The sequence below is a fragment of the Pseudomonas sp. CAU 1711 genome (assembly GCF_039888625.1).
In the GTDB taxonomy this organism is placed as follows: Bacteria; Pseudomonadota; Gammaproteobacteria; order Pseudomonadales; family Pseudomonadaceae; genus Aquipseudomonas.
This window is the reverse complement of the sequence record NZ_JBDQQT010000014.1, coordinates 51,511-67,691: the sequence shown is the minus strand read 5'-3', so window position 1 is coordinate 67,691 and position 16,181 is coordinate 51,511. Positions and strand designations below refer to the sequence as shown.

General features: G+C 67.7%; 17 protein-coding genes. 7 read left to right on the top strand and 10 right to left on the bottom strand.

Annotated features, from left to right (window positions below; genetic code table 11):
• Positions 1-8: 8 nt before the first annotated feature.
• From AAFN46_RS16260 to pilG, 5 genes are all read right to left on the bottom strand, one after another.
• Positions 9-872 (bottom strand): CheR family methyltransferase, encoded by an 864-nt coding sequence (locus tag AAFN46_RS16260; RefSeq protein WP_347809801.1) that lies wholly within the window; start codon positions 870-872, stop codon positions 9-11.
• A 68-nt stretch (positions 873-940) separates the two neighbouring features.
• The gene (locus tag AAFN46_RS16255; RefSeq protein ID WP_347809740.1) at positions 941-2,983 is read right to left on the bottom strand and encodes a methyl-accepting chemotaxis protein; all 2,043 of its coding nucleotides are present in this window, start codon (positions 2,981-2,983) and stop codon (positions 941-943) included.
• A gap of 83 nt (positions 2,984-3,066) precedes the next feature.
• Positions 3,067-3,603 carry a chemotaxis protein CheW gene (locus AAFN46_RS16250; protein ID WP_347809739.1) on the bottom strand — a complete coding sequence of 179 codons (537 nt, stop codon included), beginning with the start codon at positions 3,601-3,603 and terminating at the stop codon, positions 3,067-3,069.
• Positions 3,604-3,650: 47 nt separating this feature from the next.
• Positions 3,651-4,016, bottom strand: coding sequence for a twitching motility response regulator PilH (pilH, locus tag AAFN46_RS16245; RefSeq protein ID WP_043216118.1), 366 nt, complete (start codon positions 4,014-4,016; stop codon positions 3,651-3,653).
• A 45-nt stretch (positions 4,017-4,061) separates the two neighbouring features.
• Positions 4,062-4,469: a twitching motility response regulator PilG gene (gene pilG / locus AAFN46_RS16240; protein WP_021698994.1), complete on the bottom strand. Its 408-nt coding sequence runs from the start codon at positions 4,467-4,469 to the stop codon at positions 4,062-4,064.
• A gap of 220 nt (positions 4,470-4,689) precedes the next feature.
• On the opposite strand from pilG, the gene gshB reads away from it, so the two are divergent.
• The 7 genes from gshB (at position 4,690) to AAFN46_RS16205 (ending at position 10,556) form a co-directional block, all read left to right on the top strand.
• The gene (gene gshB / locus AAFN46_RS16235) at positions 4,690-5,649 is read left to right on the top strand and encodes a glutathione synthase (protein ID WP_347809738.1); all 960 of its coding nucleotides are present in this window, start codon (positions 4,690-4,692) and stop codon (positions 5,647-5,649) included.
• An 87-nt stretch (positions 5,650-5,736) separates the two neighbouring features.
• Positions 5,737-6,633 carry an energy transducer TonB gene (locus AAFN46_RS16230; protein WP_347809737.1) on the top strand — a complete coding sequence of 299 codons (897 nt, stop codon included), beginning with the start codon at positions 5,737-5,739 and terminating at the stop codon, positions 6,631-6,633.
• Between the two features lie 123 nt (positions 6,634-6,756).
• Positions 6,757-7,323, top strand: a complete 567-nt coding sequence (locus AAFN46_RS16225) for a YqgE/AlgH family protein (RefSeq protein WP_347809736.1) — start codon at positions 6,757-6,759, stop codon at positions 7,321-7,323.
• Positions 7,320-7,745, top strand: a complete 426-nt coding sequence (ruvX, locus tag AAFN46_RS16220; RefSeq protein ID WP_347809735.1) for a Holliday junction resolvase RuvX — start codon at positions 7,320-7,322, stop codon at positions 7,743-7,745. Before AAFN46_RS16225 ends, ruvX begins: the two co-directional genes overlap by 4 nt.
• Positions 7,746-7,766: 21 nt before the next feature.
• Entirely contained in the window at positions 7,767-8,273 is a 507-nt protein-coding gene (pyrR, locus tag AAFN46_RS16215; protein WP_347809734.1) for a bifunctional pyr operon transcriptional regulator/uracil phosphoribosyltransferase PyrR, read from the top strand.
• A 10-nt stretch (positions 8,274-8,283) separates the two neighbouring features.
• A complete protein-coding gene (locus AAFN46_RS16210; protein ID WP_347809733.1) occupies positions 8,284-9,285 on the top strand; it encodes an aspartate carbamoyltransferase catalytic subunit in 1,002 nt (333 codons plus the stop codon).
• Positions 9,285-10,556 carry a dihydroorotase gene (locus AAFN46_RS16205; RefSeq protein WP_347809732.1) on the top strand — a complete coding sequence of 424 codons (1,272 nt, stop codon included), beginning with the start codon at positions 9,285-9,287 and terminating at the stop codon, positions 10,554-10,556. The genes AAFN46_RS16210 and AAFN46_RS16205 overlap by 1 nt, the downstream gene beginning before the upstream one ends.
• Positions 10,557-10,740: 184 nt before the next feature.
• On the opposite strand, the gene AAFN46_RS16200 is transcribed toward AAFN46_RS16205, so the two are convergent.
• The 5 genes from AAFN46_RS16200 to AAFN46_RS16180 all read right to left on the bottom strand — a co-directional run bounded on the left by AAFN46_RS16200 (position 10,741) and on the right by AAFN46_RS16180 (position 16,122).
• On the bottom strand, positions 10,741-11,907 hold the full coding sequence (locus AAFN46_RS16200; RefSeq protein ID WP_347809731.1) for a PLP-dependent aspartate aminotransferase family protein: 1,167 nt from the start codon (positions 11,905-11,907) through the stop codon (positions 10,741-10,743).
• Complete coding sequence (locus AAFN46_RS16195; protein WP_347809730.1) at positions 11,904-13,277, bottom strand: cystathionine beta-synthase; 1,374 nt, start codon at positions 13,275-13,277, stop codon at positions 11,904-11,906. The genes AAFN46_RS16200 and AAFN46_RS16195 overlap by 4 nt, the downstream gene beginning before the upstream one ends.
• A gap of 104 nt (positions 13,278-13,381) precedes the next feature.
• Entirely contained in the window at positions 13,382-13,783 is a 402-nt protein-coding gene (locus tag AAFN46_RS16190; RefSeq protein ID WP_347809729.1) for a TM2 domain-containing protein, read from the bottom strand.
• A gap of 106 nt (positions 13,784-13,889) precedes the next feature.
• A complete protein-coding gene (locus AAFN46_RS16185) occupies positions 13,890-15,035 on the bottom strand; it encodes a PilT/PilU family type 4a pilus ATPase (RefSeq protein WP_347809728.1) in 1,146 nt (381 codons plus the stop codon).
• A 52-nt stretch (positions 15,036-15,087) separates the two neighbouring features.
• Positions 15,088-16,122: a type IV pilus twitching motility protein PilT gene (locus AAFN46_RS16180; RefSeq protein ID WP_347809727.1), complete on the bottom strand. Its 1,035-nt coding sequence runs from the start codon at positions 16,120-16,122 to the stop codon at positions 15,088-15,090.
• Between the last annotated feature and the right edge of the window lie 59 nt (positions 16,123-16,181).

Here is a 16,181-nt window from a genome sequence, read left to right as displayed (position 1 = left end):
TGCTTGTCTTAGCCCTTGCGGGTGAAGGCCAGAACCCGTTCGTCGGCCACCGGCACCAAGTCCGGATGCTGCCAACCGACCACTTCGCCGACCCCCACCACCAGCATGCCCCCGGGCGCCAGGCGCTCGGCCAGGCGGTTGAGGATCTCGCGGCGACGCCAGCGGCGGAAATAGATCAGCAGGTTCTGGCAAAAAATTACGTCCATGCCGGACTGCGGCGCCTTGGCCAGCTCCAGCACATTCAGGCGGGCGACGCAGACTCGCGCCGCCAGCTCCGGCACCACCTTGTAGCGACCGTCGTCCTGGGCGAGGAAGTAGCGCTCGCACAGGTCGCTGTCCATCTGTTCCAGCTTGCGCGCGCCATACAGTGCCTCGCGCGCCTTGTTCAACACATTCAGGCTGATGTCGGTACCGGTCACGCCGAACTGGCGCTGGCTGTCCAGCTCGCGCAGCACTTCGGCGGCGCAGATCGCCATCGAGTAGGGCTCCTCGCCGCTGGAGCAGCCGACGCTCCAAAGTGCCAGGGGTCGCGGCTCTGTGTCCGTGACCAGGCGCCCGCGCAGGTAGTTCTCCAGCACCTCGAAGGACGGCCGATGACGGAAGAAGCGGGTCTCCTGCACGGTCAGGCGGTCCAGCAGGTTCGACCACTCCACCGCGCCACGCGGGCCGTCGGTGACCTGGCGGTAGTAGCTGGCATAGTCGCCGACGCCCAGTTCGCGCATGCGCGCGCTCAGACTGGTCTGCAGGAAGGCGCGGCGCTGCTCGTTGATCACCACGCCGGTGCGCTCCTCGAGCAGCCTCTGCCAGTCACGGAACTCCGCCTGCGACATATCGGCCAGTGGCTGCAAGGCCCAGACGCCGCTTGACTGCATGCTGTGCCCCTCGCTCATGGCCGAATACCTTGGACGGCGGCCCGCTCGGGCCGCCGCGCCTCCCTCGATCAGGCCTGGCCTTCCGGCAGGGTGAAGCCGGATACCGAACGACGCATCTCACTGGCCATCTTCGCCAGGTTACCGATGCTCTTGGCGGTCGCGGTGGTACCGGCGGAGGTCTGCGAGGTGATCTCCTGAATCACGTTCATGGTGTTGGAGATGTGGCCGGCCGAGGAGGCCTGCTGACGAGCGGCGTTGGAGATGTTCTGGATCAGCGCCGCGAGGGTCTTGGATACCTTCTCGATCTCCTCCAGGGCCACACCGGCGTCCTGCGCCAGACGGGCACCGCGCACCACTTCGGAAGTGGTCTGCTCCATGGAGATCACCGCTTCGTTGGTGTCGGTCTGAATGGTTTTCACCAGCGCCTCGATCTGCTTGGTCGCCGCCGAGGAACGTTCCGCGAGGCGCTGTACTTCGTCCGCTACCACGGCGAAGCCACGGCCCGCGTCACCGGCCATGGAGGCCTGGATCGCGGCGTTCAGTGCGAGGATGTTGGTCTGGTCGGCAATGTCGTTAATCAGGCTAACGATGTCACCGATCTCCTGGGACGACTCACCGAGACGCTTGATCCGCTTCGAGGTGTCCTGGATCTGCTCACGGATGTTATCCATGCCGGTGATGGTGTTGTGCACCACCTCGTTGCCCTTGTTGGCGATGGCTACGGAACGTTCCGCTACCGCGGAGGATTCCGCGGCGTTCGCCGATACCTGGTCAATCGACACCGCCATCTCGTTGATCGCCGCGGAAGCCCCGGCGATTTCCTGGGCCTGGTGCTCGGAGGCCTCGGCCAGGTGCATCGCGGTGGCCTGGGTCTCCTGGGCGGCGGCCGCTACCTGCACGGCGGTCGAGTTGATCGTCGCCACCAGGTCGCGCAGCTGGTCGATGGAGTAGTTGATGGAGTCGGCGATCGCACCGGTGAAGTCCTCGGTCACGGTCGCGGCCACGGTCAGGTCACCGTCGGCGAGGTCGGCGATTTCGTCGAGCAGTCGCAGAATCGCCGCCTGGTTACGCTCGTTCTTCTCGGCGGTGGAGGTCAGTCGGCGGTTGGTCTCCTGCACCATCACCAGGCCGATCAGGATGATCGCGGCCAGGGCCAGGGCACCCAGCACATAGCCGGCCAGGGTGTTGAAGGTACGCCCGTCGGCCAGGGTCTCGAACTCGCCGGCCAGGGTCGAGGTCTTGTCCAGCAGGGTCTGCGAGCCGGTGAAGATGGTGTTGGCGGACTCACGCACCTGGAACAGTTCCGGCGAGGTCTCGAGGATTTCGTCCACCGAGCCGGAGACGAACTGGAACAGCTCGGAAATCTCGGCCAGGCGCTCCAGCGCCTCCGCGTCGGTCACCGCGCTGATCTCCATCGCCGCGTTGCCCTCGACCATCGCCTTGAGTACGCGGCCGAACAGGCTGGCGTCGCGACCGAACATGTCGGCGGCCTGCACCGAGTCGTCGTCACCGGCCAGCACCTTGTTCACCGAGCCGAGGATACGTTCGGCCAGCAGCGACTGGCGCTGGGCCACGGATACCTGGGCCGCCGGCGCACCGCTGCGCAGCAGGATGTCGACCACCTCTTCGTACTCGACCTGCAGCTGCGGAATGGTTTCGGCGAGGGTCGCGGCCACCTGGTGCAGCGACAGTACGGTCTGTTCGCTCTGCAGGATGGCGTCCGCGTTCTGCCGCAGCACGTCCCAGTCCTGCTGCACCGCATCCATCTGCGGTTTGACCGACTCGGGAGCGGCGGGCAGGCCACTGGCCTCGCTGCCGGCGGTCAGCCAGCTCCAGCGCTGGTCGAAGTCGCGGCGCGCTTCCTTGAGCAGCGGGAAGGCCTCGGCCTTGCCGGTCGCCGCTTCCGTGGCGTTCTTCGCGATACGCTGCGACAGCACGCGCAGCTCGCCGGCATGGCTGATGTATTCCTTGTCGTAATTAGACTGGGTGTTGAGGTAGGCGAAGTTGGCGAACAACAACACGATGGAAATGATCAGGACCACGAAGAGTCCGGCGATCAGCGTGTTGCTGCGCACACCTGCCAAGAGATTGCCTGCATCGAGTTTTTTCATTATGTGGCCCCCGCCTGGACCGACCGCACTACGGTTTCCATGTAACGCCAAAAGGCCGGCAAGTGCCGACCCAACCGAAAATCTTATACCGCCACGTCGAGAAAGCCCTGGTGCTGCGCCAGCCCGTGCGGGCTGAACACCAGCCAGGGTCGTTCACGCTGGAACACCCCGTGGATGAAGGGAGAGATCGCCGCTTCCAGCGGCGGCAGCTGCTCGGAGAAGGTATCCACCGGGAAATGCTGCATGCCGAACACTTCGTCGACCGTCAGCCCGGCGAACACCTCGTTGTGGTCCACCACCAGCACCCGCCGCTGCTTGCGCAGCGGCGACAGCTCGCTGCCGAAGTAGCCGCACAGGTCCATCACCGGCAACAGCCGGCCACGCACGTTGGCCACGCCCTTGACCCAGCTCTTCACGCCGGGCAGCAGGGTGTGGCGCGGCTCGTGCAGCACCTCGCCGATTTCGCCCATGGGCGCCACGAAATAGCGCTCGCCCATGCGAAAACCGATGCCGCTCCAGGTCTGTACCGCTTCCTGCTGCGAAGGCAGGCCCGCGGCCAGGGCGCGACAGCGCTGATCGAGAGCGACGAGAAGCTGGAAAGGAGATTGCGCGTCCGACATGCCTGCCCTGGTCTGTTCTTCTTATATGGCTACGGAGCGGCGCGGCTTCAGCCGGCCAGTACCGCGTTGAGGGTCTTCATCAGGGTGTCTTCGTCCACCGGCTTGGTCAGGTAGTCGCGCGCGCCCTGGCGCTTGCCCCAGACCTTGTCGGTCTCCTGGTCCTTGGTGGTGACGATGATCACCGGGATGTGACTGGTTTCGGCGTCCTTGGTCAGCTGACGGGTGGCCTGGAAACCATTGAGGCCGGGCATGACGATGTCCATCAGCACGGCATCGGGCTTTTCCTGGCGCGCCAGGGCGACGCCATCGGCGCCGTTCTCCGCCTTGAGCACCTGGTGACCGTGCTTCTCGAGCATGGCGGTCAGTTTGTACATCTCGGTCGGCGAGTCATCAACAATCAGAATACGAGCCATGAGGTTCCCCATTCGGAATAGGCGTCACCGGCTTGTGGCCGGAAATCAGGAGGCTTGCTCCACCGGGACGAATTCGGGCACGTGCGCCTTGATGGCACCGAGCAACTCTTCCTTGCTGAACGGCTTGGTCAGGTACTGGTCGGACCCGACGATGCGTCCCTTGGCCTTGTCGAACAGGCCGTCCTTGGAGGACAGCATGATCACCGGGGTGGATTTGAAAGCGCTGTTGTTCTTGATCAGGGCGCAGGTCTGATAACCATCGAGGCGCGGCATCATGATGTCGACGAAGATGATGCTCGGATGCGTATCGGCGATCTTGGCCAGCGCATCGAAGCCATCGACAGCCGTGATGACCTCGCAACCCACCTTCTTCAGCAGAGTCTCGGCGGTGCGACGAATCGTCTTCGAATCGTCGATCACCATCACCTTCAAACCCTCGGAATGCTGTTCCATGTCTGCCCTACCATCGCCTCGGTGAGTCGTTGTTTTATCTTATACAGCAGAGTGTGGCCGAGACCGAACTCTGACGGGCTGCGCCCCGGTCGTCCGGACTTTTTAGCACACTCTCCCAATGCAATCTATAAGCCCCTAATCCTCGGGGATTTTCTTGACCGGCGCGGCCTCCAGCGCCACCCTTGGCACCTCCGCTCGCCCCCTCAAGCAGGTTTTCTCCATGAGCATTCGCCTGGGGATCGTCATGGATCCCATCGCCCAGATCAACTTCAAGAAGGATAGCTCGCTGGCCATGCTGCTCGCCGCCCAGGCCCGTGGCTGGTCGCTGTTCTACATGGAGCAGCACGACCTCTATCTGGACGCCGGCCAGGCCCGCGCCCGGATGCGCCCGTTGCGCGTGTTCGAGGACCCGCAGCACTGGTTCGAGCTGGACGATGAGCGCGACGCGCCGCTGGCCGAGCTGGACACTATCCTGATGCGCAAGGACCCGCCCTTCGACAACGAGTTCGTCTACTCCACTTACTTATTGGAGCAGGCCGAACGCGACGGCGTGCTGGTGGTCAACCGCCCGCAGAGCCTGCGCGACTGCAACGAAAAGCTGTTCGCCACCCATTTCCCTCACTGCATGCCACCCACCCTGGTCAGCCGCAGGCCGGATATTCTGCGCGAATTCGCCAAAAAGCAGCGTGACATCATTCTCAAACCCCTGGATGGCATGGGCGGCTCCTCGATTTTCCGCCACCGCGAGGGCGACCCCAACCTCTCGGTGATACTGGAGACCCTGACCGCCCACGGCACCCAGCAGTGCATGGCTCAGGGCTACCTGCCGGCGATCGTCGAGGGCGACAAGCGCATCCTGATGATCGACGGCGAGCCGGTGCCCTACTGCCTGGCGCGCATCCCGGCCCAGGGCGAGACCCGCGGCAACCTGGCCGCCGGCGGCCGTGGCGAGGCGCGCCCGCTGAGCGAGCGCGACCGCGAGATCGCCGCCGCAGTCGGCCCGGTACTGCGCGAAAAGGGCCTGCTGTTCGTCGGCCTGGACGTGATCGGCGAGCACCTGACCGAGATCAACGTGACCAGCCCGACCTGTATCCGCGAGATCGACAAGGCCTTCGACACCCGCATCGGCGAACGCCTGATGGACTGCATCGAAGGCAAGCTCGCCGCGCGCAAAGCTTGACGCGCGTGGCAGCTCGGCGCTTCTCGCTTGCAGGGCGCCGCTCGATGCCGGCAGACTGCGCGGCAATCTGAACGCAGCCCCGGGCCGATGAACGCAGCCACGCTCCCTCCTACCGACCTCGCCAGCCCTGGCGTCCGCCCGGCGGACCGCCTGGGCTTCACCCTGTTTCTCGCCGCCCTGCTGCACCTGGCGCTGATCCTCGGCGTCGGCTTCGGCCTGAGCAAGCCCGGCGAGATCAGCAAGACTCTGGAAATCACCCTGTCCAGCTTCCAGAGCCAGGAGAAGCCCAAGCAGGCGGACTTCCTCGCCCAGCACGACCAGCAGGGCAGCGGCACCCTGGAGCACAAGGCGGCGCCCAAGACCACCGAGCAGGCGCCGTTCCAGGACACCCAGATCAACAAGGTCACCCCGGACGCCGCGCCTCCACCCAGCCAGCCGCAGCAGGCGCCCAAGGCCGCGCTGACCACCCGCGCGCCGCAGCCGCAGAAGGCCGCGACCAAGCGCGAGGAGAAACAGCCGGAACCGCAGGCCCGCCCGGCGCCGGTGTTCGACAGCTCGCAGCTGTCGATGGAGATCGCCAGCCTGGAGGCGCAACTGGCCCAGGAGCAGCAGCAGTACGCCAAACGCCCGAAGATCCACCGCCTCAACGCCGCCTCGACCATGCGCGACAAGGGCGCCTGGTACAAGGACGAGTGGCGCAAGAAGGTCGAGCGCATCGGCAACCTCAACTACCCGGAGCAGGCCCGCCGCCAGCGCATCTACGGCAGCCTGCGCATGCTGGTGTCGATCAACCGCGACGGCACCCTGTACGAGGTGCAGGTGCTGGAGTCGTCCGGCCAGCCGGTGCTGGACCAGGCCGCCCTGCGCATCGTGCGCCTGGCCGCGCCTTTCGCCCCCTTCACCGGCGACCTGGCGGACATCGACCGCCTGGAAATCATCCGCACCTGGCGCTTCGAGCGCGGCGACCGCCTGTCCAGCAACTGACAGAGCAGCCACAAGCCGCAAGCTGCAAGCCTCAAGAAAAGCCGCCCGCGACGCCCCGCCCCCGGATTTTCCGCCTCTACTTGCGGCTTGTCGCTCGCGGCTTGCAGCTTCAAACTAACGACCATGAAGACCGCAGCCAGCTACCTCAAGCATCATTTCCTGATCGCCATGCCGCACATGGCCGATCCCAACTTCGCGCAGACCGTCACCTACCTGGTCGAGCACAACGAGCAGGGCGCCATGGGCCTGGTGATCAACCGCCCCAACGGCCTCAACCTGGCCGACATCCTCGAACAGCTGCGCCCGGAACAGGCGCCGTCCGAACGCTGCCAGCACCTGCCGGTGTTCGCCGGCGGACCGGTGCAGACCGACCGCGGCTTCGTCCTGCACCCGAGCGGGCACAGCTTCCAGGCCACCCTGGAACTGGGCGAACTGGCCCTGTCCACCTCGCAGGACGCGCTGTTCGCCATCGCCGACGGCATTGGGCCGGACAAGTACCTGATCACCCTCGGCTACGCCGGCTGGGAAGCCGGCCAGCTTGAGGCCGAGCTGGCCGACAACGCCTGGCTGACCTGCCCGGCCGACAACGCCACCCTGTTCGACACCCCGGCCGAGCAGCGCCTGGCCGCCGCCGCGGCGCGCCTGGGAATCAACCTCAGCCTGCTCACCGCCCAGGCCGGCCACGCATGAGCTACTCGCCGCGCCTGCTGCTGGGCTTCGACTACGGCACCAAGCAGATCGGCGTCGCCGTCGGTCAGGCCGTCACCGGCCAGGCCCGCGAGCTGTGCGTACTGAAAGCGCAGAACGGCGTGCCGGACTGGCAGCGGGTCGCCGCGCTGATCGAGGAATGGCAGCCGGACGCCATCGTCGTCGGTCTGCCGCTGAACATGGACGGCAGCAGGAGCGAGATGAGCGAGCGCGCCGAGAAGTTCGCCCGCCGCCTCAATGGCCGCTTCAACCTGCCGGTGCATACCCACGACGAGCGCCTGACCACCTTCGAGGCCAAGGGACAGCGCCTGGCCCAGGGCCAGCGCGGCGGCTACCGCGAGCGCCCGGTGGACGCTCTGGCCGCCGCCCTGCTGCTGGAAGGCTGGCTGCAACAGAACCTTTAGGAACGACTGCGAGGACTGCCGATGAACCTGCCCGATCCCCAACAGCTGCTGCCGCGCATGGCCGCCGAGCTCGCGGCCCTGCTGGTCCGCCGCGGCGTCACGCAGGCGCGCTTCATCGGCATCCGCACCGGCGGCGTCTGGGTCGCCGAGGCCCTGCTGCGCGAGCTGGGCCTCACGCAGCCGCTGGGCACCCTGGACGTGTCCTTCTACCGCGACGACTTCACCCGCAACGGCCTGCACCCGCAGGTGCGCCCCTCGGAGCTGCCCTTCGACATCGAGGACCAGCACCTGGTGCTGGTCGACGACGTGCTGATGAGCGGGCGCACGGTGCGCGCCGCCCTCAACGAGCTGTTCGACTACGGCCGCCCGGCCAGCGTGACCCTGGTCTGCCTGCTCGACCTGGACGCCCGCGAGCTGCCGGTGCATGCCGACGTGCTCGGCGCCAGCCTCGCCCTGGCGCCCCACGAGCGGGTAAAATTGTCCGGCCCCGCGCCGCTCGCCCTCGAGCTGCAAAGCCTTTCCGCCTAGGAAACTTCCCATGCCCATCGACGCCTCGCGCTCGCTGCAGCTCAACGACCAGGGCCAGCTGCGCCACTTCCTCTCGCTCGACGGCCTGCCCCGCGAGCTGCTGACCGAGATCCTCGACACCGCCGACTCCTTCCTCGAAGTGGGCGCGCGCGCGGTGAAGAAGGTCCCGCTGCTGCGCGGCAAGACCGTGTGCAACGTGTTCTTCGAGAACTCCACGCGCACCCGCACCACCTTCGAGCTGGCCGCCCAGCGCCTGTCCGCCGACGTGATCAGCCTCAACGTGTCGACCAGCTCGACCAGCAAGGGCGAGACCCTGTTCGACACCCTGCGCAACCTCGAGGCCATGGCCGCCGACATCTTCGTCGTGCGCCATGCCGACTCTGGCGCCGCGCACTTCATCGCCGAGCACGTCTGCCCCAACCTGGCCATCATCAACGGCGGCGACGGCCGCCACGCGCACCCGACCCAGGGCATGCTCGATATGCTGACCATCAGGCGGCATAAAGGTAGTTTCGAGAACCTTTCCGTGGCGATCGTCGGCGATATCCTGCATTCGCGGGTGGCCCGTTCCGACATGCTGGCGCTCAAGGCCCTGGGCTGCCCGGACATCCGCGTGGTGGCGCCCAAGACCCTGCTGCCGATCGGCATCGAGCAGTACGGCGTCAGCGTCCACCACAACCTGGCCGAGGGCCTCAAGGACGTCGACGTGGTGATCATGCTGCGCCTGCAGCGCGAGCGCATGCAGGGCGGCCTGCTGCCCAGCGAGGGCGAGTTCTACCGGCTCTACGGCCTGACCGAGCAGCGCCTGAAACTGGCCAAGGCGGACGCCCTGGTGATGCACCCGGGGCCGATCAACCGCGGCGTGGAGATCGAGTCGGCGGTGGCCGACGGCCCGCAGTCGGTGATCCTCAATCAGGTCACCTACGGCATCGCCATCCGCATGGCCGTGCTGTCCATGGCCATGAGCGGGCAGGCCGCCCAGCGTCAACTGCATGCCGAGGAGCCCAACTGATGCGTACCCGTATCCTCGGAGCCCGGGTGATCGACCCGGCCAGCGGCCTGGACCAGGTCCGCGACCTCTATCTGGACGGCGGCAAGCTGGTCGCCTTCGACCAGGCGCCGACCGGCTTCGTCGCCGACCAGGAGATCGGCGCCCGCGGCCTGATCGCCAGCCCGGGCCTGGTCGACCTGGCCGTGGCCCTGCGCGAGCCGGGCTACAGCCGCAAGGGCAACATCGCCAGCGAGACCCTGGCGGCCGCCGCCGGCGGCGTCACCAGCCTGTGCTGTCCGCCGCTGACCAAACCGGTGCTGGACACCCCGGCGGTGGCCGAGCTGATCCTCGAGCGCGCCCAGGAGGCCGGACACACCAAGGTGTTCCCGATTGGCGCGCTGACCAAGGGTCTCGCCGGCGAGCAGCTGGCCGAGCTGGTGGCCCTGCGCGACGCCGGCTGCGTGGCCTTCGCCAACGGCCTGGCGCCGCTGGCCAACCACCGCACCCTGCGCCGCGCCCTGGAATATGCCGCCACCTTCGACCTGACGGTGGTGTTCCACGCCCAGGATGCCGACCTGGCCGCCGGCGGCCTGGCCCACGAGGGCGCCACCGCCAGCTTCCTCGGCCTGGCCGGCATCCCCGAGACGGCCGAGACGGTGGCCCTGGCCCGCGACCTGCTGCTGGTCGAACAGAGCGGCGTGCGCGCCCACTTCAGCCAGATCACCAGCGCGCGCGGCGCCGAGATGATCGCCAGCGCCCAGGCCCGCGGCCTGCCGGTGACCGCCGACGTGGCGATGTACCAGCTGATCCTCACCGACGAGGCGCTGCTCGGCTTCTCCAGCCTGTATCACGTGCAGCCGCCGCTGCGCACCGCCTTTGATCGCGAGGGCCTGCGCCAGGCCGTGAAGGCCGGGGTGATAGGCGCCATCGCCAGCCACCACCAGCCGCACGAGGCCGACGCCAAGCTGGCGCCCTTCGGCGCAACCGAGCCGGGCATCAGCAGCGTCGAGCTGTTGCTGCCGCTGGCCCTGACCCTGGTGCAGGACGGCCTGCTCGACCTGCCGACCCTGCTGGCGCGCCTGACCAGCGGCCCGGCCAAGGCCCTGCGCCTGCCGGCCGGGCGCCTGGCGGTCGGCGCGCCGGCCGACCTGGTGCTGTTCGATGGCGAAGGCCAGACCCTGGCCGGCGAGAGCTGGCGCTCGAAGGGCGGCAACTGCCCCTTCCTCAGCCACTGCCTGCCGGGCCAGGTGCGCTACACCCTGGTCGACGGGCGCATCAGCTACCAGGCCTGAACCGCCCCGCCAAACGGCGGGCCGTCCGTAGGCTGGGTAGAGGCGCGTAGCGCCGAAACCCAGCGCCGCCTGCATGCTGGGTAGCGCTACGCTCCACCCAGCCTACGGACTACCATGCCTGAGAGAGGCTGCGCCCCTCACCCAGTCCCCTCTCCCCCCGGGAGAGGGCCGGGGGTGTGGACGTTCAAATCCGCGCCAGCGCCTGGGCCAGATCGGCGCGCAGGTCCTCGGCCTCCTCCACGCCCACCGACAGGCGCACCAGGGCGTCGCCTATGCCCAGCTCGGCGCGGATCGCGGCCGGGATGCTGGCGTGGGTCATGATCGCCGGGTGCTCGATCAGGCTCTCCACCCCGCCGAGGCTCTCGGCCAGGGCGAAGATCCCCAGCGCCTCGAGGAAGCGCCGGGTGCCGGCCAGGTCGCAAGCCAGCTCCAGCGAGATCATGCCGCCGAAGCCGTGCATCTGCCGCCGCGCCAGCTCGTGCTGGGGGTGCGACGCCAGCCCCGGGTAGTGCACCCGCGCCACCTGCGGCTGGCGCTCCAGCCAGGTGGCCAGCTCCAGGGCGTTGGCGCAGTGGCGCTGCATGCGCAGGGCCAGGGTCTTGATCCCGCGCAGGACCAGGAAGGCGTCGAACGGCCCGGCGATGGCGCCCACCGCGTTCTGCAGGAAGCCCAGGCGCTCGCGCAGCTCGGCATGCCGGGGCTCGCCGCCGACCACGGCGACGCCGCCGATCACGTCGGAGTGGCCGTTGAGGTACTTGGTGGTCGAGTGCACCACCAGGTCGAAGCCCAGCTCCAGCGGGCGCTGCACCCAGGGGCTGGCGAAGGTGTTGTCGGCCACCGCGAGTATGCCGTGGCGCCGACAGACGCCGGCGACGGCCGCCAGATCGGCGAGGCGCAGCAGCGGATTGCTCGGCGTCTCCACCCAGACCATGCGCGTCTGCGGGGTCAGCGCCGCCTCCAGGGCGGCGGGGTCGGCCAGGTCGACGAAACTGAAGCGCAGCCCGGCGCTGCGCCGCCGCACCCGCTCGAACAGGCGGTAGGTGCCGCCATACAGGTCGTTGCCAGAGACTATATGGGCGCCGGCGTCGAGGCACTCCAGCACGGTGGCGATGGCCGCCAGCCCGGAGGCGAAGGCGAAGGCCTGGGCGCCGCCCTCGAGATCCGCCACGCAGCGCTCCAGGGCCCAGCGCGTGGGGTTGTGCGAGCGCCCGTAGTCGAGGCCCTGGTGCACCCCGGGGCTGGCCTGGGCGTAGGTGGAGTTGGCGTAGATCGGCGGCATCAGGGCGCCGGTGGACGGGTCCGGCGCCTGCCCGGCATGGATCACCCGGGTGGCGAAGGCGTGCTGGCTCATGTCAGGGTCTTCCGCAGGTGGTTGAGCAGATCGGAACGGGTGATCAGGCCGTGGAAGTCGTCGCCGTCGGCGATGATCGCCACCAGGCCCCGGTCCAGCACCGCCTCCAGCTCGTGCAGGCTGGCGCCGGAGGCCAGGGTCTCCAGGCGGGCGCACATGGCGCCGGCCACCGGCGCGCGGAAGCGGCCGGGCTCGGCGTGCACGCTGAGCAGCAGGTCGGATTCGTCGATCACCCCCACCAGGTGGCCGCCGTCCAGCACCGGCAGCTGCGAGACGTCGGCCAGGCGCATGCGCTGGAAGGCGGTGAGCAGGGTGTCCTGCGGCCCCACGCTGACCACCCCGCCCTCCTCGAAGCGCCGCGCGATCAGGTCGCGCAGGTCACCGTGGCGCGGGCGGGCGAGCAGGCCCTGCTCGACCAGCCACTGGTCGTTGTAGACCTTGGACAGGTAGCGGGTGCCGGTGTCGCAGACGAAGCTGACCACCCGCTTCGGCGCCTTCTGCGCGCGACAGTAGCGCAGCGCCGCGGCCAGCAGGGTGCCGGTGGAGGAGCCGCCGACTATGCCCTCGGCGCGCAGCAGCTGGCGGGCATGGGCGAAGCTCTCCTGATCGTCGATGGAGTAGGCGACGCGCACGCTGGAGAGGTCGGCGATGGCCGGGATGAAGTCCTCGCCTATGCCCTCCACCGCCCAGGAGCCCGGCGTGCCCAGGGTGCCGCTGCGGCTGTACTCGGCCACCACCGAGCCGAGCGGGTCGGCCAGCACCATCTCCAGTTCGGGGCGCACCCGGCGGAAGAAGCGGGTCAGGCCGGTCAGGGTGCCGGCCGAACCGACGCCGACCACTATGGCGTCGAGGTCGTGGCCGGTCTGCGCCCAGATCTCCGGGGCGGTGCCGGTCTCGTGGGCCAGGGGGTTGGCCGGGTTGTTGAACTGGTCGGCGAAGAAGGCGCCGGAGATCCCCGCCGCCAGACGCGCGGCGTAGTCCTGGTAGTACTCGGGATGGCCCTTGCCGACGTCGGAGCGGGTGATATGCACCTCGGCGCCCATGGCCTTGAGGTGCAGGACCTTCTCGGTGGACATCTTGTCCGGCACCACCAGCACCACCCGGTAACCCTTGGCCCGGCCGACCAGGGCCAGACCGAGGCCGGTATTGCCGGCGGTGGCCTCGACTATGGTGCCGCCCGGACGCAGGCGGCCGTCGCGCTCGGCGGCCTCGATCATGGCCAGGCCGATGCGGTCCTTGATCGAGCCGCCGGGGTTCTGCGACTCGAGTTTGAGGAACAGGGTGCAGGGGCCGGTATCGAGGCGGCTGACCCGCACCAGCGGGGTATTGCCGATCAGCTCGAGCACCGCGGGGCGACTGTCGCTGGCCATGTCGTCACCTCCCCGCGGCGCGCCGCGCTGGTGAAACACATGTCTCGCTAGAACTTAGGCCGCCATGCCGCGCCCCGCAACCGGCCACCGCCGACCGGTCGGATTCAGCCGCGCGCGGCGTTCTTGATCGACACCTGGGTGTTGAGGGTCCAGAAGTCGTAGAGCACGCCGATCAGGAGCAGACCGCCGGTGAGCAGGTAGATGATCCCGCTGATCCACTTGCCCTGGTACATGCGGTGCACGCCGAACACGCCGAGGAAGGTCAGCAGTATCCAGGCCAGGTTGTAGTCGGTGTCGCCGGCGGTGAAGCGCAGGTCGGCCTCGCGATCCATCGCCGGGATCAGGAACAGGTCGACTATCCAGCCGATGAACAGCAGGCCCAGGGTGAAGAACCAGAGGGTGCCGGTCACCGGCTTGCCGTAGTAGAAGCGGTGCGAGCCGAGGAAGCCGAAGATCCACAGTAGGTAGCCGATGACCTTGCTGTGGGTGTCCTGTCGCGTGTTCATGCCATTCTCCTTCTGTGGGCCGACGCGGCTATGACCGGCAAAACCGCCGCGGGTTGCCGGCGGACAAAGAAAAGCCCGCTGGCGCGGGCTTTCTCGAGCGCGGACCTCAACGGAAGCGTCGGCCCGGATCCTCCTCGCTGACCTGCAGGCTGAGGCCCTCGGCCATGTGGGTCAGGTGCTCGCCGTCGGTCTCCGAGCCCAGCTTGATCATCAGGCGCAGGTCGTTGGCCGAGTCGGCGTAGAGCAGGGCGTCCTCGTAGGTGATCTCGCCCTGGGTGTAGAGGTTGTACAGGGCCTGGTCGAAGGTCTGCATGCCCAGTTCGGTGGAGCGCTTCATCAGGCCCTTGAGCTCATGAATCTCGCCCTTGCGGATCAGGTCGGCGGCCAGCGGGGTATTGATCAGCACCTCGATCACCGCGCGACGGCCCTTGCCGTCCGGGGTCGGCACCAGCTGCTGGGCGACTATGGCCTTGAGGTTGAGCGACAGGTCCATCCACACCTGGTTGTGCCGGTCCGGCGGGAAGAAGTTGATGATGCGGTCCAGCGCCTGGTTGGCGTTGTTGGCGTGCAGGGTGGCCAGGCACAGGTGACCGGTCTCGGCGAAGGCCACGGCGTAGTCCATGGTCTCGCGGGTGCGGATCTCGCCGATCAGGATCACGTCCGGCGCCTGGCGCAGGGTGTTCTTCAGCGCCACCTCGAAGGACTCGGTGTCGATGCCGACCTCGCGCTGGGTGACGATGCAGCTCTGGTGCTGGTGGATGTACTCGATCGGGTCCTCGATGGAGATGATGTGGCCGCTGGTGTTCCTGTTGCGGTAGCCGATCATCGCCGCCAGCGAGGTGGACTTGCCGGTGCCGGTGGCGCCGACGAACAGCACCATGCCGCGCTTGGTCAGCGCCAGCTTCTTCAGAATCTCGGGCAGCTTGAGGTCGTCGATGGTCGGGATGTTGGTCTCGATGCGGCGCAGCACCATGCCGGCCAGATTGCGCTGGTAGAAGGCGCTAACGCGGAAGCGGCCGATGCCGCGCGCGCTGATGGCGAAGTTGCACTCGTGGTTCTCGGCGAACTCGCGGCGCTGCTGCTCGTTCATCACCGAGTGCACCGTCTCGCGGGTCTGCTCCGGCGACATGGGGTTCTTGGTCACCGGCATGATCTTGCCGTTGACCTTCATCGACGGCGGCACGCCGGCGGTGATGAACAGGTCGGAGCCGCCCTTCTCCACCATCAAGCGCAACAGTTTTTCGAATTCCATCTTTCCCGCCCGTGTCTCTCGTATCCGGCCGCCGCGCGGGCGGCCTGCATGGTTAGAAGTTTTCCGGCGACTTGGCCTTCTCGCGCGCCGCCTCGCGCCCGATCAGGCCCTTGCTCAGCAGGGTCTTCAGACAGGCGTCGAGGGTCTGCATGCCCAGCGAGCCGCCGGTCTGGATCGCCGAGTACATCTGCGCCACCTTGTCCTCGCGGATCAGGTTTCGGATGGCCGGGGTGCCGATCATGATCTCGTGGGCCGCCACCCGGCCGCCGCCGATCTTCTTCAGCAGGGTCTGCGAGATCACCGCCTGCAGGGATTCGGAGAGCATGGAGCGGACCATGGACTTCTCCTCGGCGGGGAACACGTCGACCACGCGGTCGATGGTCTTGGCCGCGCTGGTGGTGTGCAGGGTGCCGAACACCAGGTGGCCGGTCTCGGCCGCGGTCAGCGCCAGGCGGATGGTCTCCAGATCGCGCATCTCGCCGACCAGGATGATGTCCGGGTCCTCACGCAGGGCCGAGCGCAGGGCCTCGGAGAAGCCGTGGGTGTCGCGGTGCACCTCGCGCTGGTTGACCAGGCACTTCTTCGACTCGTGGACGAATTCGATCGGGTCCTCGATGGTGAGGATATGGTGGTACTTGTTGTTGTTCAGGTAGTCGAGCATGGCCGCCAATGTGGTCGACTTGCCCGAGCCGGTCGGCCCGGTGACCAGCACCAGGCCGCGCGGCACGTCGGTGATCTTGCGGAACACCTCGCCCATGCCGAGGTCTTCCATGCTCAGGACCTTGGAGGGAATGGTCCGGAACACCGCGCCGGCGCCGCGGTTCTGGTTGAAGGCGTTGACCCGGAAACGCGCCACGCCCGGCACCTCGAAAGAGAAGTCGGTCTCGAGGAATTCCTCGTAATCCTTGCGCTGCTTGTCATTCATGATGTCGTAGATCAGCGCGTGGACCTGCTTGTGGTCCATCGGCGGCAGGTTGATGCGCCGCACGTCGCCATCGACGCGAATCATCGGCGGCAGGCCCGCCGAGAGGTGCAGGTCCGACGCGCCCTGCTTGGCGCTGAAGGCGAGCAGCTCGGTAATATCCATGGGACTCCCCAATCCAATGCAAGCGGGTAGAATGCCGCAGACCCTGACGGGCGGGCCAA

What these genes read in the sequence shown, in the direction of transcription:
- AAFN46_RS16260 (WP_347809801.1), bottom strand. Translation starts at nt 872, where the DNA reads ATGCAGTCAAGCGGCGTCTGGGCCTTGCAGCCACTGGCCGATATGTCG.
- AAFN46_RS16255 (WP_347809740.1), bottom strand. Translation starts at nt 2,983, where the DNA reads ATGAAAAAACTCGATGCAGGCAATCTCTTGGCAGGTGTGCGCAGCAAC.
- AAFN46_RS16185 (WP_347809728.1), bottom strand. Translation starts at nt 15,035, where the DNA reads ATGGAATTCGAAAAACTGTTGCGCTTGATGGTGGAGAAGGGCGGCTCC.
- ruvX (WP_347809735.1), top strand. Translation starts at nt 7,320, where the DNA reads ATGAGCTACTCGCCGCGCCTGCTGCTGGGCTTCGACTACGGCACCAAG.
- pilG (WP_021698994.1), bottom strand. Translation starts at nt 4,469, where the DNA reads ATGGAACAGCATTCCGAGGGTTTGAAGGTGATGGTGATCGACGATTCG.
- AAFN46_RS16200 (WP_347809731.1), bottom strand. Translation starts at nt 11,907, where the DNA reads ATGAGCCAGCACGCCTTCGCCACCCGGGTGATCCATGCCGGGCAGGCG.
- AAFN46_RS16190 (WP_347809729.1), bottom strand. Translation starts at nt 13,783, where the DNA reads ATGAACACGCGACAGGACACCCACAGCAAGGTCATCGGCTACCTACTG.
- AAFN46_RS16250 (WP_347809739.1), bottom strand. Translation starts at nt 3,603, where the DNA reads ATGTCGGACGCGCAATCTCCTTTCCAGCTTCTCGTCGCTCTCGATCAG.
- pyrR (WP_347809734.1), top strand. Translation starts at nt 7,767, where the DNA reads ATGAACCTGCCCGATCCCCAACAGCTGCTGCCGCGCATGGCCGCCGAG.
- AAFN46_RS16180 (WP_347809727.1), bottom strand. Translation starts at nt 16,122, where the DNA reads ATGGATATTACCGAGCTGCTCGCCTTCAGCGCCAAGCAGGGCGCGTCG.
- gshB (WP_347809738.1), top strand. Translation starts at nt 4,690, where the DNA reads ATGAGCATTCGCCTGGGGATCGTCATGGATCCCATCGCCCAGATCAAC.
- AAFN46_RS16225 (WP_347809736.1), top strand. Translation starts at nt 6,757, where the DNA reads ATGAAGACCGCAGCCAGCTACCTCAAGCATCATTTCCTGATCGCCATG.
- AAFN46_RS16205 (WP_347809732.1), top strand. Translation starts at nt 9,285, where the DNA reads ATGCGTACCCGTATCCTCGGAGCCCGGGTGATCGACCCGGCCAGCGGC.
- AAFN46_RS16195 (WP_347809730.1), bottom strand. Translation starts at nt 13,277, where the DNA reads ATGGCCAGCGACAGTCGCCCCGCGGTGCTCGAGCTGATCGGCAATACC.
- pilH (WP_043216118.1), bottom strand. Translation starts at nt 4,016, where the DNA reads ATGGCTCGTATTCTGATTGTTGATGACTCGCCGACCGAGATGTACAAA.
- AAFN46_RS16210 (WP_347809733.1), top strand. Translation starts at nt 8,284, where the DNA reads ATGCCCATCGACGCCTCGCGCTCGCTGCAGCTCAACGACCAGGGCCAG.
- AAFN46_RS16230 (WP_347809737.1), top strand. Translation starts at nt 5,737, where the DNA reads ATGAACGCAGCCACGCTCCCTCCTACCGACCTCGCCAGCCCTGGCGTC.